Annotated in this window: 18 protein-coding genes and 1 tRNA gene; 12 read left to right on the top strand and 7 right to left on the bottom strand. The window is 51.2% G+C overall.

The features are described from left to right. The first annotated feature begins 242 nt into the window (after positions 1 to 242). The 8 genes from BAQU_RS05285 to BAQU_RS05250 all read left to right on the top strand — a co-directional run bounded on the left by BAQU_RS05285 (position 243) and on the right by BAQU_RS05250 (position 8,997). Positions 243 to 1,589 (top strand): MFS transporter, encoded by a 1,347-nt coding sequence (locus tag BAQU_RS05285; protein ID WP_094693374.1) that lies wholly within the window; start codon positions 243 to 245, stop codon positions 1,587 to 1,589. Between the two features lie 231 nt (positions 1,590 to 1,820). Then, entirely contained in the window at positions 1,821 to 2,987 is a 1,167-nt protein-coding gene (locus BAQU_RS05280; protein WP_094693372.1) for an iron-containing alcohol dehydrogenase, read from the top strand. Between the two features lie 28 nt (positions 2,988 to 3,015). Further along, positions 3,016 to 4,071, top strand: a complete 1,056-nt coding sequence (locus BAQU_RS05275; protein WP_094693994.1) for a methionine ABC transporter ATP-binding protein — start codon at positions 3,016 to 3,018, stop codon at positions 4,069 to 4,071. Continuing rightward, positions 4,055 to 4,735, top strand: coding sequence for a methionine ABC transporter permease (locus BAQU_RS05270; RefSeq protein WP_094693370.1), 681 nt, complete (start codon positions 4,055 to 4,057; stop codon positions 4,733 to 4,735). The genes BAQU_RS05275 and BAQU_RS05270 overlap by 17 nt, the downstream gene beginning before the upstream one ends. A gap of 90 nt (positions 4,736 to 4,825) precedes the next feature. After that, positions 4,826 to 5,695 carry a MetQ/NlpA family ABC transporter substrate-binding protein gene (locus tag BAQU_RS05265; RefSeq protein WP_094693368.1) on the top strand — a complete coding sequence of 290 codons (870 nt, stop codon included), beginning with the start codon at positions 4,826 to 4,828 and terminating at the stop codon, positions 5,693 to 5,695. Between the two features lie 72 nt (positions 5,696 to 5,767). Then, positions 5,768 to 6,625, top strand: coding sequence for a DUF1684 domain-containing protein (locus BAQU_RS05260; protein WP_094693366.1), 858 nt, complete (start codon positions 5,768 to 5,770; stop codon positions 6,623 to 6,625). A 43-nt stretch (positions 6,626 to 6,668) separates the two neighbouring features. Then, a complete protein-coding gene (locus BAQU_RS05255; RefSeq protein WP_158215650.1) occupies positions 6,669 to 7,913 on the top strand; it encodes a pyridoxal phosphate-dependent aminotransferase in 1,245 nt (414 codons plus the stop codon). A 7-nt stretch (positions 7,914 to 7,920) separates the two neighbouring features. Further along, positions 7,921 to 8,997 (top strand): iron-containing alcohol dehydrogenase family protein, encoded by a 1,077-nt coding sequence (locus BAQU_RS05250; RefSeq protein WP_094693992.1) that lies wholly within the window; start codon positions 7,921 to 7,923, stop codon positions 8,995 to 8,997. Positions 8,998 to 9,296: 299 nt separating this feature from the next. Here BAQU_RS05250 and BAQU_RS05245 read toward each other — a convergent pair whose 3' ends face one another. The 3 genes from BAQU_RS05245 to BAQU_RS05235 all read right to left on the bottom strand — a co-directional run bounded on the left by BAQU_RS05245 (position 9,297) and on the right by BAQU_RS05235 (position 10,077). Continuing rightward, complete coding sequence (locus BAQU_RS05245; protein ID WP_211277116.1) at positions 9,297 to 9,542, bottom strand: hypothetical protein; 246 nt, start codon at positions 9,540 to 9,542, stop codon at positions 9,297 to 9,299. Further along, positions 9,539 to 9,823 carry a BrnT family toxin gene (locus BAQU_RS05240; protein WP_094693988.1) on the bottom strand — a complete coding sequence of 95 codons (285 nt, stop codon included), beginning with the start codon at positions 9,821 to 9,823 and terminating at the stop codon, positions 9,539 to 9,541. Before BAQU_RS05240 ends, BAQU_RS05245 begins: the two co-directional genes overlap by 4 nt. A gap of 180 nt (positions 9,824 to 10,003) precedes the next feature. After that, a tRNA-Pro gene (locus BAQU_RS05235) sits at positions 10,004 to 10,077 on the bottom strand. A 109-nt stretch (positions 10,078 to 10,186) separates the two neighbouring features. Between BAQU_RS05235 and BAQU_RS05230 the strand changes: the two genes are divergently transcribed. The 3 genes from BAQU_RS05230 (at position 10,187) to hisN (ending at position 13,833) form a co-directional block, all read left to right on the top strand. Continuing rightward, positions 10,187 to 11,365 (top strand): ABC transporter permease, encoded by a 1,179-nt coding sequence (locus BAQU_RS05230; RefSeq protein WP_094693362.1) that lies wholly within the window; start codon positions 10,187 to 10,189, stop codon positions 11,363 to 11,365. A 134-nt stretch (positions 11,366 to 11,499) separates the two neighbouring features. After that, a complete protein-coding gene (aroA, locus tag BAQU_RS05225) occupies positions 11,500 to 12,891 on the top strand; it encodes a 3-phosphoshikimate 1-carboxyvinyltransferase (protein ID WP_094693986.1) in 1,392 nt (463 codons plus the stop codon). Between the two features lie 72 nt (positions 12,892 to 12,963). Continuing rightward, positions 12,964 to 13,833 (top strand): histidinol-phosphatase, encoded by an 870-nt coding sequence (gene hisN, locus BAQU_RS05220; RefSeq protein WP_094693360.1) that lies wholly within the window; start codon positions 12,964 to 12,966, stop codon positions 13,831 to 13,833. 20 nt (positions 13,834 to 13,853) lie between these two features. Here hisN and BAQU_RS05215 read toward each other — a convergent pair whose 3' ends face one another. Further along, the gene (locus BAQU_RS05215; RefSeq protein WP_094693358.1) at positions 13,854 to 14,816 is read right to left on the bottom strand and encodes a LysR family transcriptional regulator; all 963 of its coding nucleotides are present in this window, start codon (positions 14,814 to 14,816) and stop codon (positions 13,854 to 13,856) included. A gap of 202 nt (positions 14,817 to 15,018) precedes the next feature. On the opposite strand from BAQU_RS05215, the gene BAQU_RS05210 reads away from it, so the two are divergent. Then, positions 15,019 to 15,984: a TDT family transporter gene (locus BAQU_RS05210; RefSeq protein ID WP_158215649.1), complete on the top strand. Its 966-nt coding sequence runs from the start codon at positions 15,019 to 15,021 to the stop codon at positions 15,982 to 15,984. Between the two features lie 295 nt (positions 15,985 to 16,279). Here the strand turns inward: BAQU_RS05210 and BAQU_RS05205 are convergent, their stop codons facing one another. The 3 genes from BAQU_RS05205 to BAQU_RS05195 all read right to left on the bottom strand — a co-directional run bounded on the left by BAQU_RS05205 (position 16,280) and on the right by BAQU_RS05195 (position 22,103). Beyond that, complete coding sequence (locus tag BAQU_RS05205; protein ID WP_094693354.1) at positions 16,280 to 17,506, bottom strand: acetate/propionate family kinase; 1,227 nt, start codon at positions 17,504 to 17,506, stop codon at positions 16,280 to 16,282. A gap of 166 nt (positions 17,507 to 17,672) precedes the next feature. Beyond that, positions 17,673 to 19,349 carry a phosphate acetyltransferase gene (pta, locus tag BAQU_RS05200; protein ID WP_094693352.1) on the bottom strand — a complete coding sequence of 559 codons (1,677 nt, stop codon included), beginning with the start codon at positions 19,347 to 19,349 and terminating at the stop codon, positions 17,673 to 17,675. Between the two features lie 276 nt (positions 19,350 to 19,625). Beyond that, the gene (locus BAQU_RS05195) at positions 19,626 to 22,103 is read right to left on the bottom strand and encodes a phosphoketolase (RefSeq protein WP_094693350.1); all 2,478 of its coding nucleotides are present in this window, start codon (positions 22,101 to 22,103) and stop codon (positions 19,626 to 19,628) included. Positions 22,104 to 22,369: the final 266 nt, after the last annotated feature.

The following is a 22,369-nucleotide window of genomic DNA, read 5'->3' as shown; positions in this document are numbered from 1 at the left end:
ATGGACAGTATGCGATGAGATTTTGAGTTTTGTGGCAATTCCTGAGTATGCATGCCAACAATTGGCTTGGTTGCGTCGATTATTGCAGGGTTTTACGCATTGATACTTGAGAATTGCCACAAAACTCAAAATCTCGATTCGATTCGGAGTCTTACACTGCATTGTTGAGAATTCATGCGGAATTCATACTCTCGTTGCGACCGGTGCCGCCGTTTTTATCATCTCTCGTCCACAATTGAAGTATGACAGTTGAGAATTCGGTGTTTTCAAACACTGTTGGCGAGAAGTCGAGAGGTTTGGGCCTCACAGCAGCACATTCAACGCGGGTTCGACTCAATCCGGGCAAGACTTTTGCCATTGGTTTCGGCATGTTCGCCATTTCCGCTGCATGGGCACTCTACAATGCATATGTTCCCTTGAAGCTCAAGGATTTTGCTCTCCCCACCATACTGATTGGCCTCATCATGGCGATCGACAACATCTGTGCGCTCACGATTCAACCACTCTTCGGCATTCTGTCCGATTCCGTGCGCACTCGCTGGGGGAGAAGACTTCCATTTGCGATGTTTCTCGCACCGATCTGTGCCGTTGCATTATGTGTAGTAGGAATTTCGAAGGGTGTTGCCGTCACGGTTCTTTCAGTCGTGGTGTATGCGGTATTGATGTCAATGTGGAGGGCCCCAATCGTGGCACTCATGCCAGACGTGACACCCTCGTCATTACGGAGCAAAGCCAACGGCATCATCAATCTCATGGGTTCGATCGGCGCCGTGATCGCACTCGTTGGTGGCAGCATGCTGCTCAAGCGATATGGCATGTCCGCTGCATTCGCATCAGGGGCAATCATCATCGTGATTGCAATTGTTGCTTTGATAACTATGGTGAGAGAGCCGAAGGAATATTGTCGTGAAAGCGTTCACGCTGCTGTGAGGGTGCGACCATGGATCCGCTTCAAGGAGGCAGTCATGCCGAAGCTGAACCTGAATGTGGCTGAACGACGAAGTTTCATGCTCATCATGCTGACGATTTTCTCCTACACTATCGGCATCAATGCCTTGGAAACCTATTTCACGCTCTATGCGACGCATGATCTACGGATGCGGGCATCAGCGGCGACGGGCGCGCTCGCATGCTATGCGGCGGGCTCGATCGTGTTCGCTGTGATTGCTGGCATCATTGCGACGCATCTTGGACGCAAGAGAACCATGAGCATCGGCCTGATTCTTGCTATTCTCGCTTTCCTGCCGATGCCATGGATCGGAAATCGAAACATTGTTATTCCGGCTGCACTCCTGTTTGGCATGGTATTGACACTGGTTCTTGTTAACGCACTTCCGTGGATTGCCGAACTCGGTGGTAGGGCACATACCGGTACGATGACTGCATACTACTATCTCGCCACATCGGCAGGAGCGGTCATCAGTCCGGTGATGTTCGGAGCAATCCAACAGTGGACTGGTGAATATCGGTGGATTTTCACATACGCGGCGGTATTTTTCATAGCTGCACTTGTCTGTATGCCCTTCATACAACATGGTGAGGTGCATGATGAGGTGCAGACTATGGTACCGACTCGTCAGGCTGCCTAGGAAAGCAATGCTGATATGAAATCTGTCTCAAATATATGTCCAAATAGTGAGACAATAGGATGTCTTCGTACATGATTTCTTGTGAATTCCGGGCCATACTTCGGCTATGGGACTCCCTATGATAACCCTCTATCGATTGTGGGTATAACGCTGAGCTTGTTGTGCAACTTCCGCCCCGAATAGACTCAGGCACCAATACAAGAGCTAAGAGTTTCAGGGGGGCATTTTCCCATGGTGTTTACATTCTCAAGCAATGCAGAGCTGGTATTCGGAGTTGGTGCCGAGTCCAATCTGGAACGCTTGCTGAGAGCAAATCAGGCGCGTTCGATCCTTTTCGTTTATAGCGGCAACTATGTATTCGATTTGGGTATACATCGTCTCGTCACAGAAGTCTCGTCGCGCATCGGTGCCGAGCTGATTGAATCCGGCAGCGTCGTTCCCAATCCTCGCATAGAGTTGGTTCGCGAATTGATTCAGACCTCTCGCGAGCACCATGTCGATTTCGTTCTTGCCGCAGGTGGAGCAAGTTCCTTCGATACGGCAAAGGCCGTAGGTATCGGTGTTCTCCATGACCATGACGTTTGGGATTTCTTCACCGGGAAGACGCAGCCAAAGAGCACCCTGCCCGTTGGAGTCATCTCGACTATCCCAGGCAGTGGCTCTGAACTTTCCGATTGTGCTGTATTGCAGCTCGGGCATGATAAACGCGCTCTCGAAACGAATGTGATAGTCCCGAAATTCGCCATCGTCAATCCCGAATATTCCCGAAGCGCACCGTACCGGTATCAGGCAGCCGCCGTGGCGGATCTGGCCGTAGGATTCCTCGAACCCTATTTCACCGACAAGGCGCATATAGAATCAGCAGATCGACTTCTTGAGGGAGGATTCATAGCGGCAATCAATGCTGGCAAGCGATTCGCCAGTGACCCAGCAGACTTGCAGGTACGAACCGAATTGCATTGGCTCTCCGCTGTGATGTACAACCACTGCTTCCTCGCAACAGGTTCTGAAAACGATTGGACCACCCATCGCCTGGAACATGAGATCGGCGGTCAGTTTGACGTCATCCATGGAGAAGGCATAGCAGCGATACTGCCATCGATCATCCGATATGTCTCGAACCGAAAGCCACAACGGTATGCACAGCTCGCCGTTCGTGCACTGCATGCAGATCCTTTCGATTCCAACGACAAACAGCTGGCAGAACTTCTGGCTAATGCCTTGGAACAATATTTCGACACACTAGGTCTAGCTACACGACTCTCTCAACTTGGCATTGAGCAGAACGACTTTGAAAGGATTGCAGAACGGCTGACGCTTGGCGACACCAAAACCGTCGGCAACTATTCGCCGCTCGACAAGAATGATGTGCTCAACGTTCTTGAACTTGCCCGTTGATTCGTCTGCGAACACGATGAAGGAGGATATGGCAATGCCACAAGCAATAACCATCAGCAACCTCACCAAAACCTTTCCCGGTGAAGAAGGGGAGCACATAGCTCTCCAGTCAGTCAATCTTGCGGTTGAAAAGGGAGACATATATGGAATCATGGGCTTATCGGGTGCTGGCAAAAGTACCTTAGTCCGTTGCATCAACGGTCTTGAACACTATGATTCTGGCACGGTGACCGTGAATGCCAAAGAGGTTGGAAGTCTGAATCGCGGTGATCTGCGCATGCTGAGACGCGATATTGGAATGATTTTTCAGTCATTTAATCTCATGCCTTCAAGAACCGTTGCAGGCAATGTCGAGTTGGCGTTTCGCAACCGCAAGGACAGAGCAGCGCGTGAAAGCCGCGTCTGTGAGCTTCTTGATCTCGTTGGTCTTGCCGACAAGGCAGACAGCTACCCGAACGAATTGTCAGGAGGGCAGAAGCAGCGAGTCGCCATTGCACGCGCCTTGGTGAATAATCCCAGCATTCTGCTCAGTGATGAGGCTACAAGTGCGCTCGATCCGAATACGACGCAATCGATTCTCGATCTGTTACGTAATCTGCACGACAGACTTGGACTCACGATTGTGGTAATCACTCATCAGATGGCAGTGATCAAGCAGATATGCAACAAGGTTGCTGTTATCGCTGACGGCTCTATCGTCGAGGAGGGAAAGGTATTTGACCTTTTCGTGAATCCACAGGCACGCTTGACGAAATCCTTCATCGAAACCACCTCAAACCTGGAGAAGATCAGTGCACTGATCGAGCACAATTCTCCGCTGATCGCATTGCATCCTGGAGAGATTCTGCTTCGAATGCGATATGTCTCAAAGCAGGTTTCCCAGGCGCTGATCTCAATTATTTCGCGTCAGTTCAACATCGATGCGAACATCATCTTTGGGGATATCGACGTTGTCGATAATGCGCCGCTGGGAGGTCTCGTTGTGATTTTCAAAGGCAAGGCTTCTGATGTGCGCGAAGCCATCGAATTCTTGAAAAAGCGCGATATAAGAATTGAGGTGTTGAAACATGCTGAACTGGCTTGATCACTTGTTTCCCAATGTAATGGCTCGATTGCCAGAATTCTTCGACAGCTTCGTGCAGACGCTCATCATGGTTGGCGTGGCAGGAATCATTTCATTCTTTTTCGCCTGTGGATTTGCCGTTGCACTGATTCTTACGCAGCCACACGGGCTTACACCAAACGCAGTTGTTTTCAATGTTTTGGATAAAATCATCAACACTTTCCGTTCCATACCTTTCATTATTTTGGCGGCTGCGCTCGTTCCCATCACCAGAGCGATTGTGGGAACTGCAATTGGCACTCAGGGGGCAATATTCCCTTTGATTATCGGCATCACACCATTCTTCACTCGACAGATCCAATCAGCGCTCGCTGGGGTAGATGCCGGGTTCATTGAAGCAGCAGAAGCAATGGGAATGGGAACCGTGGAAATCGTCTTCCGCATCTACTTACGCGAAGCAATCCCATCAATAATCCGGGTAAGCGTCATCACCTTGGTCAGCCTGGTAGGGCTCACGGCAATAGTGGGCATCGTTGGAGGCGGAGGTCTGGGAGACTTCGCCATTCGATACGGATACCAGCGATACATGTTGGATGCAACCTATTCAACCATCATCGTTCTTGTACTACTTATTGGGCTCATCGAACTTGTTGGAAGGCTGTTGGTCGAAGTGTCGCAGCACTAGGAACGGCAGTACTCAGACAATCGGCTTTCATGTTCAATCAATTAATCAATCAACATTCAATCAATCAAGAAGAGAAGAAAAGAGACAATCATGGCATCATCAACGAAGAATCGTACCAAGCTACGCGCAAAACGAACCCTGTATGTGATTCTTGCAGCAGTGATCGTGGTTATTGCAGCAATCGGCAGTGCCTTTGCCTATCAAAACTCACAGGCAGCTGGAGAGACGGTTGTCAAGGTTGGATTGGTAGGCAACTCAGATGACAACGTCTGGAAGGCAGTTCAGGCACAGCTTGATAAGGAACATGCCAATATCAAGCTTGAATACAAGACCTTCCAGGATGGCATCTATACCAATCAGGCTTTGTCAAACAAGGAGCTTGATATCACGGCATTCCAGCACTACGCATTCCTGAATCAGGAGATCAAGGACAAAGGCTATAAGTTCACGGTGATTGGCAACACCTATGTTTCTCCGTTCAATCTCTATTCGGATAAGTATAAGAGCCTCAAGGACTTCAAGTCAGGCGATAAGGTGGCCATACCCAACAATGCAACGAATCTGGGAAGAGCTCTCAAAGTGCTTGATTCAGCGGGACTCATCAAGCTGAAGGATAGTTCAGCTGAAAACCCAACCGTTGATGACGTTCAAAGTAATCCGAGTGGCATCGAGATCGTGCCGAATGATGCGGCATCGATTCTGAACCTGCTACCTGACTATGCAGCAGGCATCACCAATACCAACTTTGTGTTGGATGCCGGAAAGAGCCCCAACGATGCATTGTATGCGCCAACGATATCAGCCACATCGAAAAGCTTCAGACCATATGTGAACGTGATTGTCGCCAATACGGATCAGAAGAATAATTCAACATACAAGAAGATCGTGGAGGCGTACCACACCTCTGCAGTTGCGACACAGATCAAGAAGAATAGCAACATACCGTTCTTCAGCAAGTGAATCTTGCCGCACAACACGATTGAATCATAAACGTGAATCATAAACGTAAAACATACGAAGGAGCAGACCATCATGGGTCTTGATGTTCATAGCGCAGTGTTGGCAGACAACTATATACAGCAGTGGAACATATGGCATGATCAGCGAATTGAGGAGCTGACATCGCCACACGGTTATCTTGCGCCAACCTCAATCACATGGGTTGCCGATGGGGAGAGCAAGACCATCGAAGGGATTCCAGGCAGGTGGTCTTCCAACGAAGATGTGCTGCGCTATGAGCCGGATCTTTTAGCCTCACCTGCGGTAACCAATGCCGGCAATATCATCCGTGAAGCCATAACTTTCAAGCCAGAGAACTTTGGCGAACAAGCACTCGCGTATCTTCACTTTGGTGATATCCGAATCGAAGTGAACTCACAGACCGATCTGATTCATCATGATGCTCACCGTTTCTGGATTCGCATCAAGGATCCGGCAAGTCCGAGTCGCCGTGATTTTCGAGGAATCGGCCAATTTCCACTGGATCGCAAGTGGCATATCAAAGCATCGTTCAGCAGAAGTCATAGCGGTGATCTTGACGTTCATGATTCAGTCGTGAAAACGGTGTTGCAGTCATATCCTGTTCTGGGCTATGTGGAATTCTCTTATGGAGGCCAGCACCATTCGCTGGTCGTGTCCAACGTCTTCGGGCATGCCAGCATATTCTTCTCTGACGAAACCAGCGGCAAGGAAAGCTACGCCATCGGGCGTGTGCTTCAGTTGGATGCGCTCAGTCTGGATGATCTGCAAGCCATCGACTTCAACTATGCGATCAACTATCCGTGCGCTTTTTCGATATTTTGCACGTGTCCAATTCCATCCAAGAGAAATCATCTACCATTCGCCGTCACGGCAGGAGAGCAAACGCCGGCGGATGAGGCACAGTACTGAGTTCACATATTGCGGCAACAAGGGCGAAAGGCGTGACATTTCCATGACATACGATGTGAAAGATCCTGCAGAACAAACAGTCGGGGTTGCGTTACAAGAACCTGCGTCACAAGAACTTGAAGGTGAATCAACACGGCATGTTCTGGCCAACCCGTTCTCGGTGATGGACTCACAGATCGAGCGATACCAGTCCCAGGGCATCGATGTCATCGACTTGAGCAAGGCGAACCCAGACCTGCCGACACCTGAATTCATCGTGAAGGCAGGTCAGGAAGCCTTGGCAAGGTTGGAGAACAACAGGTATTCCGCTTTTGATGGTAAACCAGGTCTACTTCAAGCAGCTCAACGTTGGTATAGGAGTCAACACGGCGTGAAGGTGCAGTGGAACACGCAGCTCCTTGCCACTTGCGGGGCTGGTGTTGCTCTGACTGCCGTGACGCAGAGCTTGTTGCAACATGGCGATGCGCTTGTGGTTGTTGGACCGTATTATCCGCCATACCGCGCCTTGGCTGAAGCTGCAGGCGCTCGTTTGGTCACCGTTGCCAGCACCTGGCAGACGGGCTTTCTCCCAGACATCGACAGCGTCAGCGAGGATGTCTGGAATGCGGCACGTGTGCTCTTGCTGAACTATCCGAACAATCCGACAGGTGCGCTCGCAACCCGACATCTGTTTCAACGATTGGTAGGGCTTGCCCACAGGCATCATTTCATCATTGTCAACGATTTCGCATATGCGGGCTTGGAATTCGAAGGAAAGAAGCCGCTCAGCCTGTTGGCTGCACCTGGCTCGTCAGACTGCGCGATTGAAATTGTCAGCATGTCGAAAATGTATGCCATGGCTGGTTGGCGATTGGGATTCTGTGCCGGTCCCGCGGAGCTGATGCAGGAGATACGAGAATACCATCATCAACTCTGTTCAAGCCCAACAGGAGCCGTGCAGGATGCTGGCGCTGCGGCACTGACAAGTGACCAACATTCGGTTCATGAACTCTCGCTGATATATGCGAGAAGGCGCAAGCTGTTTATGGCAGGACTTACATCGGCTGGATTATCAGTGTTTGATTCCAAAGGATCGGTGTTCGTCTGGGTACGGGTTCCTCAGCATCAATCGAGTAGCCAATATGCTCGTGAGTTGCTTGAGCGTGCGCATGTTGCGGCGATGTCTGGGGAATGCTTTGGCAGATATGGTGAGGGATATGTTCGTTTGAGTCTGCTCGCAGATGAGCGACGGCTTGCAGAGGCTGCTATAAGAATCGGCAGGCTGCACGCGAATAGTGAGACAAGGTGAGATTGAAGTGGTTTTTGGTGTTCATGATTGCGATATCCGTTCCGGTCCTGACCGGTATGTCAACATCGAAGGGGAGGCGCGGAAGCTTGATGAGTATCTTCAGCAATATCGCAATCCGGCAATCATCACCGGCGAAAGATCGTGGCAGGCCTATACAACATATGCAGGCACACCCGAATCGCGCTATCCGGTGTTCCATTATGATGGCAGCGCGACCTTGCGCAACGCTCGCCAGCTGGCAAAGCAGATCGAAGGTGCCGATGCCGTTGTCGCCATCGGTGCGGGCAAGCTTTCAGACACGGTCAAGAACGTTGCTGAACTCTTGCATTGCAGCATCGTCATGGTTCCCACAATGGCGGCAACATGCGCCGCTTATTCTGCGCTCTCAGTCAACTATGACGAGGAACACCGCTATATGAGTGCTCCCATGCATGCAAGCAACAGCGACATATTGATAGTTGACCCGAAATTGATTGCAACGAGTCCTGTTGAATATTTCATAGGTGGGATAGGCGATACACTCGCCAAATGGTATGAATCGGCTCCTATCTTTGCACGTTGTGGGCAGCTGAATGCTTTCGATCGACTTGCATGGCAATCTGCCTCTATTATTCGCTCCATCATCATCGATGAAAGTAAGGAAGCAGTATCTTCGCTGCAGACTGGGTCAATCAACGAGCATGTGAACAACGTCATTGATGTGATCATTGGTCTTGGGGGAACCGTCGGAGGATTCGGAGGAGTTCAGGCCCGAGCTTCGGGAGCTCACGCGATACACGATGCGCTCACCTTGCTTCCAGAATCATCACCTGTGGTGCATGGGGCGAAAGTTGCCTACGGCATAATCGTGCAGCTGCTGGTCGAAGACAAGACTGCAGAAGCTGCAGAACTACTGCCTTTCTATGAATCCATTGGTCTTCCACATTCATTTGCTGGCATGGGCATGAAGCCCTCTTCTGAGAAATGGCGAATTGTGGCAGAAGCCGCCGCTGATCCCTCCACCTCTTTCCACAGAGCAGTACCTGATATAACGCCGCAGAGAATTCTGAATGCTATGGGGCAGGCAGAATATGATCTCTCATGACTTTTCACCAAATGAAGTGCGATCGTTTGCACGGATAGGCATGGATGTGCACGGATATCCATGGTAGAACCCTGGGGAACGTCGGGTGAGTGTTCGATATTGACTGTTCATGAGGTGAGGGGCGCGGAGCATTCTGTTGTGAAAAACTTGTCTTGACAGGACTTGATGAAAGAGCATTTATATGATTCTTCGAAGGACTAGGGGGTGTGGCGACATCCGAGTTTGAGCATTGAGTCGTATCCGTGATGGGGAAGCGTTGGTTAGGGGAACAGATCACGCTGCGAAGCCTACAGTAATCGCTATTGTAGTCTCGCTGAGTAGGCATCAACGACTTCGCTGATCAGAGTCTGGTATTTGGTGTCATGCTTTTTGGCAAAATCCTTGAAGCGTTCTATGCTGCGCTCGCTGAGAGTGATTGTGATGCGCTTCTTGTTGATTTTACCTAACAATTCGTTAGGTTGTGGCAGGAAATCATCTACCTCTACGCTGTGTTCTATAGCCTCTGCGATGTCGCGTGGTGCATTTTCATATATTGTGCTGTTCATCTTTTGCCCCTTTGGTTATACTTGTTTTTCCCTTGTCGCCAGTAACCTGCCCCAAAGATACGGATTACCTGGTCTCGGTAGGTGAAACGAACGGTGGCTATGCCGCGCCTAGTCTTGCCATAACAAAACCAGCGCTCTTCGCTGTTTGAATGGAGAATGTCGTGGGCTATCAGGCGATTGGGATCTGCAAAGGCTTCGGCTGCCTCGTAGAATGATATGCCGTGTTTTTCTATGTTGACGAGATTTTTGGTATCGTCCCATTCGAAATATCCACCATTCATGCATATAATTATACATATTATAATATTCCAAGTCAACATACCTCATAGCCATTGGCTATTTTCCAATGGCTTGCAATGCTTCGTCTTTGACCTTGTCCCAGCCGTTACTACTGAGTCCTACTGGAAAACAACAAGAGCGGAACCCAACACCTTTAAACCGTTGGAATTCCGCCATTCTTGTCGGGCCGACAGGATTTGAACCTGCGACATCCTGCTCCCAAAGCAGGCGCGCTACCAAGCTGCGCTACGGCCCGATGCTCAAGTGAGCACAATTGACTAGTATAACCCATCCTCGGACATAATGTGTAGTAGTGTCCCTTGGTTAGAATCGGCGAGGATGGATTCTTGAGGAAGGAAGGGCTTATGGGTCGGCATCAGCGCGCTGAGACATCAGGGCTTATTTCCTTTCTAATCTGCGCCATTGCAGCCGCTATCATGGTCAAGATCTATGTGGATGTTGCTCCACCCATCTGGCAGGTGACACGAAGAATGTTCATGGTCTCATCTGGCCTGGTGACCTTCTGCGGCGTGTCGTCATTCATCGTTGGATATGCCCGCAACTCAAATTCTCTGAACTTGCAAAGAGGATGGTGGGTCCCCGTGAGACGCAGCACTGAAATCGTCGCGCTATCCGTGGTATACGCGGCAACAATATTCCTCTCTGTCTTCGCCATACTCGGCATCATTACGGATATGATGGGCATTCGTATATTTATCGGCTACCTTCCGTGGGTGAGCGCCGCCTTTGCTGGCATCGTCGGATACATCACGTTCGTCCAGGCAGATTTGATGGATGCAAAGACCATCGCATCGCTGCTCCCGCTCTTCGTTGTGTCCGGGGTGACTACAGCCGGGCTCACCACCGATGATCCGAATTGGTGGCACAATAATTTTTCTCAGCTCGGGGATAGAAGTACCTTCGCCGCCCGAATGTTCAACTCGACGCTGATTCTTGCCGGCATATGCATCATCATCATCAGTTACTTCGCCATTTCGGAGCTTCTCACTACCCACCGCATGCGTGCAGACTGGAGCAAGGCTCATCTTCCCACTCCACAGGTGGGTGACTCACGGGATCATCCCGAAAGTATCACCCGATTCAAACTGCGAGTCTCGATTCTCTGGTCCCTGCTCACATTGTTAGGCATTGCCTTCATCGGAATCGGCACCTTCAGATATTCTCCTCACCCGATATTGCATAACATCTTCGCACGTGGAATGCCTGGAATCATGTGCATTCTCTTGATCGGCTTGCCATGGATTGCACCGCAGCTCTCAAAGGCCATATACGTCGTTTCGGATTTGAGCATTCTCACATGCGCAGCAGCCGGCGGGTTCTGGCTTGAAGGAGATAACACACTGACCAACGTCGAGGCGCTCGCGGGTCTTATCTTTCTCGGATGGTTCATCGTATTTTCCCGTCATATAGCGGCCATCGAAGCGGATCGTGCCCAAGCTCAGCTTGTATATCTTCAATCCCTCGAAACGCCGCGCAGTGGGCAAACCGAGGCACTTGAATCTCGACTCGCGTCAGATAAGTAAAGGACTCGCAACGGGCAGGCAAGCCCTCGCAGACAATCATGACCGGTAATCCTTGCTGAAGTGGCGAACAAATATGAAAGCCGTAGCTTCTCATCCATCAATGAAAATCTTCCTGCTCTATTACGATGAAAGCCATGAACGAGCATGAGAACGATAATCCAGAAGCTGCGTGGGTTGCGCCAAACAGAAATCAACCGCTTGATGCAAGAGTCACCATTCCAGGAAGCAAATCGTTATCGAACAGATATCTCATCCTTGCGGCGCTCAGTTCACGACCTGTTACGATTCATGGATTGCTGCGGTCAAGAGACACTAACCTGATGATTGATGCACTCAGGCAACTCGGAGTCCACATAGACGAGCAATCCAAAGAATCCACGACCGTTCGAATCATTCCGCCCGACAAATCCTTGCAGCCAGCAGCTCACAATCTGAGGTTCAAGGGGAATGTAACAATCTTTTGCGGTCTGGCCGGCACCGTCATGAGATTCCTACCAGCGCTCGCGCTGTTTGCCGATGCGCCAGTCACTTTTGACGGAGATATTCAGGCGTACGAACGACCGATGAAGCCGCTGCTCGATGGTCTTGAGCAGCTCGGCGCAACCATTCGTTTCACGGGCCAGACTGGCTTTCTTCCCTTCACGATTACACCTCCACAGCACTTTGCCGCCCATCATGTCGACATTGATTCTTCAAGTTCGTCGCAATTCATCTCTGGATTGTTGCTTGCCGCGTCCGCTCTGCCTAACGGGATCGAACTGCATCATTCAGGTTCTAGCCTGCCGAGTTTGCCACACATCAATATGTCGGTGTCTGACATTGAAAAGGCTGGCGGAACCGTTATGACAAATAGGCAGACCAATACATGGACAGTGGAGCATAGGGATCTGTGCCTGCCTCAATCGCTCACCGTCGAACCCGACTTGTCCAATGCCGCGCCGTTTCTGGGTGCGGCACTATTGGCTGGGGGCACAGTGAGTGTTCCGTTCTGGCCTCAGACAACGACACAGCCTGGTGGTCTACTGCCGCGATTCCTGAGTCGCATGGGGGCAACTGTTGACTTTCCGGAAGAATCAGGCATCAGATATTGTCGCGTCGTATCACACGGCGACATCCATGGCTTGGGCAACTTCGATCTTGAAGCGGCAGGGGAGTTGGCACCCTCTCTTGCGGCACTGCTGACGTTTGCCGATTCCAAGACCACAATGCTCGGAATTGCACATCTCAGAGGGCATGAGACCAATCGTCTCGCTGCCATGGTCGCTGAGATTCGAAGAGTTGGGGCAGATGCGGAAGAGATGGAAGACGGCATCATCATTCGTCCGGTCGATACGCGGCGTTTGCACGGCGCGGTCATTCGCAGCTACCACGATCATCGTATGGCAACATTTGGCGCTATGCTTGGGCTTCGCATCGGTGGAATTCAGGTCGAGAACATTGAAACCACGCGTAAGACACTTCCCGATTTCGTCGGAATGTGGAAGAATATGCTCTCCTGCGATCCGACCAACGCGCTGTCCGCTTGAGTGCACTATCGTTACAGGTACATGCAGCGGGAAAAGTATCCATCGTCCCAACTTCTGGAGATGAAAGCGAATATGTCACAGACCTCACCCAACAGCTCATCCATTGACAATGAGTATTTCAGACCACAATATCAACATGAATCCTTTGCTGGCGAACTCGTAGGCAATCCGTACTACGATGATCTGACTCTTGCGCTTTCCATGGCCAATGCTGCGGACAAGGTAACCTCCGCACGCTTCGGTGCGCTGGATCTCCATGTCGAGGACAAGCCGGATCACACCCCCGTCACTGATGCCGACCGTGCGACCGAACGAGCGCTTCGCAACGTCATCGCAGAGAACAGACCTGGAGATAGTGTCTATGGAGAGGAACTCGGCAAGGCTGAATCAACGGGTCGCCGCTGGATTCTCGATCCCATTGATGGGACGAAGAACTTTGTACGTGGCGTGCCCGTCTGGGCGACGCTGATCGGTCTTGAAGTCAACCATGAGTTGGTCGTCGGCGTGGTGTCGTCACCATTCTTGCATAATCGCTGGTTTGCGGTGCGAGATGGTGGCGCATACATGGGAATGGACATTGATCATGCTTCGAGGATCCATGTTTCGAATGTGAACGAACTCAAGCATGCATCAATGTCGTTGTCGTCATTATCGGGTTGGAAAGAGCGGGGTGATAGGGATAAACTTATCGAACTCACCGACAATCTATGGAGATTGCGCGGTTTTGGCGATTTCTGGCAATACATGCTCGTGGCTCAGGGCGCGATTGATATCGCTGCTGAGCCAGAACTCGACCTATATGACATGGCGGCACTCGTTCCTATCGTCACGGAAGCCGGGGGCCAATTTACCGATCTCGAAGGCAATCCAGGGCCTTGGGGTGGCTGCGGATTGGCCACGAACGGTCAACTGCATGCGAAGGTCCTCGAATATCTGCGGTAATGATTTGAGATCCATGGCAGTCACGCCTGCAATAGGGAAACTATCGTATCGGCAATTTCATGTTGCGCTGGGTTCAACCCACTTTTTGGCGTGACAGCATAGAAATTGCGGATGAACGGTGTACCGAGCTTACGCGTGGTAACACCGGCAGGGACTGAGTTCTGTGACATCACCGTACATCCTATGCCAGCGGACAGCACTGCCTTGATTTTTTCGTTGCTATCGAGTTCCACGATGTTCTCGGGAGATATTCCTTCAGATTGAAGGAACAAATCGGTGAAATATCTGACCCCTGACCCCGACTCTCTCACTAACCAGACTCCACTGTGAACAGGATTGCTGGTTTTACGTTTTTTCATTCCATCCATTGCAAGCTGAGACTTCTCGTTCGCGGATGAAGAGTTGTGTGGACTATTGGGTTTCATGTCTTCGCGGGTCGTCTGGGTAACGCCTGTGATATCACCGGCCAACACCAGTTGGTCTTCGCAGAGTATCTTCAGATTCACCAGATCGGTGGTGATGGGCTTTTCGATGATTCCCATATGTGCACTCTTGTTCACCACGGAGCTGATGATGTGATCGGAATTCATGGTGCGCATTGAAAAATTTGTCGTATCCAGTTGGGATTTCAGTCCACGAATGAGCTGTGGCAGCAGTGTGCTCGATGCCGTGTGTGAAAGCAGGAGAGTGAATGGAGTTTTCTGAAAATTCTTTTCTGTCATGTGATAGACGGTCGTATTCCACATCTGTATAAGTTGTGTTGCATCGGCATACAGGGAGCGACCAGCGTCGGTTGGCTGCAGTTCTCCTTTGGTACGGCGAATAAATAGTGCTTTCCCAAACACCGTTTCCAATCCGGCGATGCGCTTGGAAACGGTGGATTGCGAGATTTTCAGCTCATCTGCCGCAGCGGTGAATTCACGCGTTTCGAACACGGCAATCAGAGTATTCAATACTGTGAGATTTATATCATTCGCTTGCACCTTAGCAATCCTTAATCCGCACTATTCATTTGACATTCCGATCATGAATATATTACATCTTTATTAGTAATTTGAAGAATAGTAAATGGTGTTGCACAGTATCATTATGTCCATTTCACAACGATCCATGCAAACCGCGGGCTTAGCAAGTCGCAACCCGTTCACCGTATTATCCGAAGAAATTCGTAAAGAGTCACGCATTGTGGCATATCATCGAGGCATTCCGCTTCCTAAGGGTGGTCTGACCCTCGCCGTGCTCGCGCTGGGCAACCTGCTGGCAGGCATGTTTCCATCGCAGGCAATAGCACTTCATATTATCTTTGGAATTCTTCCTCTTCCACTCTTCATGACGATCATCACCAAATTTTTCTTGCACCCGGGCGTGGTCTTGGCTGAAGATATGTCAAATCCGGTTGTTGCGCCTGTCTCGGCGACCATTCTCATGTCACTCATGCAGTATGCGTCGTACATCGCTCCAGCAGGTGGTATTCTCAAGACCTTGGCCGTGGCTCTATGGTATTTTGCCGTCAGCTGCAACATCGTGCTCATGGTCCACATCGCCAGCCGCTTCATTGTCAAGCATTTCGATCTCGCGAACGTTTTCCCGACATGGTTCGTGGGATTCGTCGGCATTGTCGTAGCATCAGCGACGTCACAGCCCGTAGAACAGCAAGCATTCGGTCTTATCATCTTCTGGTGCGGATTCGTGTTCTATGCAGTCACATTCGTCGTGGTAACCCTGCGCATGGCCAAGATTCCCGTGGCACAAGCCGCTCGTCCGACCATCGCCATCTATGCGGCGCCTATGAGCCTCTCGATCGCTGGCTATACTACAGCCGAAACACATCCCAACCCGGTATTCGTTCTGATCATGGTTATCTGCGCACAGTTGCTCTTCGCCTTTGTATTGACCCAGATGCCTGCTCTGCTGCGTCTGCCCTTCGCGCCATCATATGCGGCGATGACATTTCCTTTCGTGATCACGGCAACCGCCCTGCTCAAATCTCTTTCACTGTTTCGTGGTGTCGGCTGGTTGGTTCCAACCTGGCTTTTCACCGTTCAGAAAGTCGAAACCGTTGTCGCTGCAATCGTAGTGTTCTATGTCTTCGCTCTCTTCATCAAATTTGGCATCGAACAGTGGCGCAAGACCGATAAACTGTCGCAGTGACCATCAGAGAAACGGGGTTATAGGCAGGAGCGTGGCTTTTAGTCTTCGCTGGTGTGTAATTCGTTCCAGTTGATGCCATGCTCCTCTCCCGTCATTTCGAGCTGCATTCCTTCCCGTCATCCCGAGCAGAGCCGAGGGATCTCATCCGTCGGCATCGCTGAGATGGGATCTCTCGACTCCGCTATGCTCCGCTCAGGAGCAGTCCGCGAATTTCACATGATAGAAAAAACCCGTCTCAATGCGAGTCATATCAAGCACTGAGACGGGTTTCAACTAGTGGATTCGTTGCAACAACTTACTTGGTGAAGGTGTTGCCATAGGAGTCGCCCTGATCTGCAATCGTTGCGGACTGGCGTGCGATGGAGAGTTCTTCATTGGTTGGAATGATGCAGAGCGTGATCTTGCTGTCTGGTTCAGAAATGATTCGTGGTTCCTTGGAACGCGTATCATTCTTCTTCTCGTCAAGTTTCACACCGAACGGGGAGAGTTTGTGAGCAACCATGCGACGCACAATCTCATCATTCTCGCCAACGCCTGCAGTGAATGTGATGACATCTACTCCACCCATCTGGGCAGCGTAATTGCCGATGTAGCCAACGATGCGGTGTACGTAGACATCAAGAGCCAGCTTGGCATTTTCATCGCCAGCGGCAATCATCTTGTGAATTTCGCGCATATCGCCGTGACCGGTCATGCCCATCAATCCTGAGTGCTTGTTGAAGAGGGTATCAAGCTCGTCGACGCTCATGTGCGCGTTGCGAATGAGATGGAAGACGACGGCTGGATCGATATCGCCTGTGCGTCCACCCATGACGAGACCTTCGAGTGGGGTCAGACCCATGGATGTCTCGACTGGCTTTCCGGAAATCTGAGCGGAGGCCGAAGCACCGTTGCCGATATGGAGCACGATCTGCTTCAGTCCTTCGGCAGGCTTGCCAATTAAATCTGGAACCTGTGAACCGACATATTCGTGGCTGGTGCCGTGGGCGCCGTAACGACGAATATGATATTGGTCGGCGATTTCCTTGTTCAATGCATAGGTGCTGGCATACTTTGGCAGCTGGAAGAAGAAGGAACTATCGAACACGAATACCTGAGGGGTATCTGGCAGAAGGGCGCGCATAACTTCGGCACCCGTCGCCTCAGGGCCATTGTGCAGAGGTGCAAGAACGGCAAGGTTCTTGACCTGGGCGATGGTCTTGTCGGTGACCAAGGCTGGCTTTGGGAATACGGATCCGCCCTGAACGACGCGGTGACCAACGGCAACGATGCCCGAGTTCTTCAAGCTTGGGCCATACTCTTCGAAGAAACCAAGAACGCGTTTCAAACCAACTTCGTGATCTGGAATTGGTTCTTCGAGCTCGTGCTTTTCTCCATTGAATTCGTGCTTGTAATGACCATCTGACGGTTCGCCGATCTTCTCGACGAGGCCAGAGGCAAGTCCCTCTCCGCTTTCAAGGTCAACGAGCTGATATTTGATGGAACTCGAACCTGAATTGATAACAAGGACGGTTTTTGCCATTGTGGCATCCTCCTGATGTGATGATATGGAGCTACTGCTCCCTGCCGTTTCAGACTACTCGCTGGGGGAAACAAGTCGAGTCGCTATGACTAAAGTTCATGGCGACTGTACAACCTCCGAGAATCGTTTGCTGCGCTGCTTTGAGTGTGTGCAATGTGAAGTCAGTTCACGCAGAAATTGCTGTGAGGGCGACCGTGTTGATGATGTCTTCCACCAAGGCACCGCGGGAGAGATCATTGACCGGCTTGTTGAGACCCTGCAGAATCGGTCCGACAGCGACAGCTCCCGAAGAGCGCTGCACGGCCTTGTATGCAATGTTCCCGGCACTCAGGTTCGGGAATATGAATACATTCACATGCCCGGCGACAGGATTGCCTTTGGCCTTTGATGCTGCAACTTCAGGTGACCACGCAGCATCGAACTGGATGGGGCCAACGACAGGCAAGTCGGGCTCCTTCTCGTGCAGGATTGACGTGGCTTCCTCGACCAGATCGACATCGGGTCCCTTTCCAGAGCCAAGGGTTGAATACGAGAGCATGCCAACCTTGGGGTCGATGCCGAATGCTCGAGCAGTTTCGGCGGACTGAGCGGCTATATCGGCCAATTGTTCGGGATTCGGATTGAGATTGATGGCACAATCAGCGAATACAGCCACGTGATCCCTGAAACACATCAGGAATGCACCGGAAACGATTGAAGCATTGGGTTTTGTCTTAATGAGCTGCAAGGCAGGGCGGACAGTATTTGCCGTTGAATTGATGGCGCCTGAAACAAGGCCATCGGCAAGTCCAAGAACGACAAGCATGGTACCGAAATATGAGGCATCCTTCAGCGCAAGACGAGCCTTTTCTTCGGTCATGCCTTTTTTCGCTCGGAGTTCGCACAGCTTTGATGCCATGGTTTCCAACATGGTTTCATCATTCATGGATTGGAATTTTGCGTGATCAAGATTCAGCAGTCCCAGTTTCTTGCCTCGAGCAAGAATCTCGTCTCGTTCACCGACAATGATCAAATCAACAATCGAGCGAGAGAGCAAAAAGTCCGCGGATCTGATGATCCTATCGTCTTCACCTTCTGGAAGGACTATTGTTTTGCGGGTTTCCTGAGCCTTGGTCAGGAGACCGAACTGGAATGAACATGGAGTTTCGGAAAGGGCTGCTGGGCATGCAAGAGCTGAAAGGATCGCATCGCTATCAACATTGCTGTTGAAGGCTTGAAGTGCATTGCCTAGATCTTCGGCATTGCCAGCTTCGATGGAAACGGCGGGAATGGACCATGCTGGAAGATCGAGGGGGAGTACGGCCTCTTTCATTTCATCGAGATTGTCTTCGGTACAGCCAGTGATGAACAATGCCACTACAGCGCTGCCTGCCTGTTGCACTGCCTTGATATGCGCCTTGACGGTTTCAAGTAGCTGCTTGGCGGTTCTGCCGATGGAGCAGACGGCCAGTACCACGGGGGATTTCAAATCTGCGGCTATCTCTGCATTGAGGCTAAACAGCGTCGGATCGGCGATCTTTGATTTGTCTGTGCCAACGATGACGGTGATTTCTGGAGTGTAGGTGCTCAGCAGATGATAATAGGCAGACACGATGGTGCCTCTTGCCTTGTCGCTGTCTTGTCGGGCCTCTTTGGGGCAGGTGGCACGGACGTTGTCGAGTGATAAGTCGTTTCCCGTGGCTTCAATCAAATCGTTGGTGAACTGTTCATGACGGCAGGCGATTGGGCGGAAAACAGCCGTTCTTTTGTGGTGTGACAACAGATTGACCAAGCCATAAGCAACAACGTTGCGACCGTTTGCCGATTCAGGACTCAATAGGGTGAAGCTGGTTGTAAGACTCAATGGTCTCTCCTCTTCGAGATTAGGTTAAGCCATGACTACAATGTGCATGGTTCCACAGCAAATTGTAATCCAATAATCTCAATTGGCGTGTTCACGTGTTGTGTTTGCATCCAGTCTATATGTACTTCATTACTGATATCTCGAAATTTTATCTATTGTAAAAATGATTCCGAATGCTTTATGAGATTGCGAGCTTATGAGATTGCGGAGCGGCATGTATACGGGAAAGCCCCGAATCGTTGGATTCGGGGCTTTCTGGTGAGTTGCAGATAAAAACTACTCGTTGTCTCCTGCAGTTGCTGCAGTAGCGGTGACCGCTCCAGGAACGTCGGTCTTGACATCTGGCCACACCCAGTCGGTGTAGTCAGGGTGGTCATAGCCCTTGTCAACCGCGAACTGGAACGCATCCTTGCGGAATTGTTCGAGCTTGTCGATTTCGTCGGAGAACTTGTCTGCGTCGACTGCACGCAGTGCCTCGGCGGTGAGCTCGTAACGATCGATGTTGTTGACACGAACCATGTCGTATGGAGTGGTTGTGGAACCTTGCTCCTCGTAGCCGTGAACATTGAAGTTGTCGTGGTTTGGACGATCCCAGATAAGGCTGCGAATCTCACGAGCATATGCGTGATATGCGAAGAGGACAGGCTTGTCAGCGGTGAACAGATCAGTGAACTCTGCATCGGAGAGGGCTTCATTGTTCTCGGAGGCGTTCTGAATCTTCAACAGATCCACAACGTTGACGACCTTGAACTTGACGCCCAACTTGTTGAGCTTGTCTGCGGCAGCGAGAATTTCCTGGGTAGGAACGTCGCCCGCGCAACCGAGCACAACATCTACGTCGTCATTGCTATCGACGTTGGAAGCCCACTTCCACTCAGCGGCACCCTTCTCCAGCTCTGCACGAGCCTCGTCGAGGGAGACCCATGTGGCGGCTGGCTGCTTGCCGGCGATGATCGCGTTGATCTTGTTCGTCGACTTGTAGGCGCGCTCTGCAACGGCGAGCAGGAGGTTGGAATCTGCTGGGAAGTAGATTCCAACGACGTGGTCGTTGTTGAAGTTCTTGTTGAGCAGGATGTCGACCACGCCCGGATCCTGGTGGCTGAAGCCATTGTGATCCTGACGCCATACGTGGGAGCTGACAAGCAAGTTCATCGAGGAAATCGGCTTGCGCCAAGGAATCTCACGAACTGTCGCCTCAAGCCACTTGGCGTGCTGGTTCAACATGGAATCAATCACATGGACGAAGGACTCATAGGAGCTCCAGATGCCATGACGGCCGGTGAGCAGGTAGCCTTCGAGGAAGCCTTCCATCTGGTGTTCGGAGAGCTGCTCAGTGACCTGACCGCTGACGGACATGTGCTCGTCGACCTGCTTTGAGAGGTAACCGGCATCCCACTGCTTGTCGGTAACTTCATAAGCCGCCGAGAGACGATTGGAAGCGGTCTCGTCTGGTCCGAAGATACGGAATGAATCAGGATTGAGCTTGATGATGTCGCGGGTGTAGACACCAAGACGACGTGTCGCCTCAAGCTGTCCCCAGCCGTGACCATACTTCTCGACCTCGCGAACTGCATAGTCGTCGAGGTTAGGAAGCTTGAGATCTTCGCGAATGCGTCCGCCATTGGCGTTCGGGTTCTGGCCGATACGCAGTTCGCCCTCAGGCATGAAGCTGGTGACGTCGGCGCGGACCGATCCGTTCTCATCGAACAGCTCGGCAGGCTTGTAGCTTTCGAGCCAGTTCTTGAGGATCTCGAAGTGAGCCTCGGTGTCGCGGGCGGAAACCAGAGGAACCTGGTGTGCGCGCCATGAACCTTCGGTCTTCTTGCCGTCGATGAACTTCGGGCAGGTCCAGCCCTTTGGCGTGCGGAAGATAATCATCGGGTAGAACGGACGAGTCATGTCGTCGGTTTGCGCGGTGGCCTTGATCTCGCAGATTTCGTCGAACACGGTCTCGAAGAGATCGGCGAAACGACGGTGAATCGAGAGATGATCCTCGTCATCGAATCCTGCGACGAACTCGTATGGCTCATATCCCATGCCGTGGAAGAAGTCATGCAGCTCTTCGTCGGAAATACGGGAAAGAATCGTCGGGTTGGCAATCTTGTATCCGTTGAGGTGCAGGATTGGCAGAACGATGCCGTCGGTGCGTGGGTTCACAAGCTTGTTGGACTGCCAACCGGTGGCCAGAGGGCCCGTTTCGGCTTCGCCGTCGCCGACGATAGCTGGGACGAAGAGGCTTGGGTTGTTCATCACGGCGCCATAGGCGTGTGACAGTGCATATCCGAGCTCTCCACCTTCATGGATCGAACCAGGAGTCTCAGGTGCAAAGTGAGAAGGAATGCCGCCAGGATAAGAGAACTGACGGAAGAACTTCTGCATGCCGGACTCATCGTTCGTGATCTGCGGATAGTACTCGGTGTACGTTCCGTCGAGGTAGGACTGGGCCGTGCCCGCTGGGCCGCCGTGGCCAGGTCCCATGATAATCACGGTGTTCTGCTGATGCTCAGCAATGAGTCTGTTGATGTGCCCGATAAGGAAGTTAAGGCCTGGTGTTGTGCCCCAGTGACCAACGAGACGGTACTTCACGTCGTCCCGAGTGAAAGGCTCCTTCATAAGCGGGTTGCTGCGAAGGTAAATCTGGCCGATAGAGAGGTAGTTAGCTGCGCGCCAATACCTATCGACGGCTTCCAAAGTCTCCTCGGATACTGGGTTTTCCAGCTTCTTCCAAGGGGTGCCAATAACAGGATTCGTCATATGTACTCCTGTACTCCTGCACTGTGTTGTGCGATTGATTATTTGTTGTGGGCATTGATTACCACCTCGTTATGATGCCAGGATGTTCTCATTCCCAATGCCACTCATGCTACGAGGTAGAGACGACTTTTGGACGTTTTTTATCGTGAATGTTAGATGTTGTTCGCAATGCGCTTGTTTCTGTTAGGTTTATGAGCTTGCAATAAGGGCGGAATACAGGCATTGGAAGCTTATCGTATACGGTTTTTTCTTATCGAGAATCGCTA

The sequence above is a fragment of the Bifidobacterium aquikefiri genome, assembly GCF_002259795.1.
In the GTDB taxonomy this organism is placed as follows: Bacteria; Actinomycetota; Actinomycetes; order Actinomycetales; family Bifidobacteriaceae; genus Bombiscardovia; species Bombiscardovia aquikefiri.
This window is presented reverse-complemented; position numbering and strand designations above follow the sequence as displayed.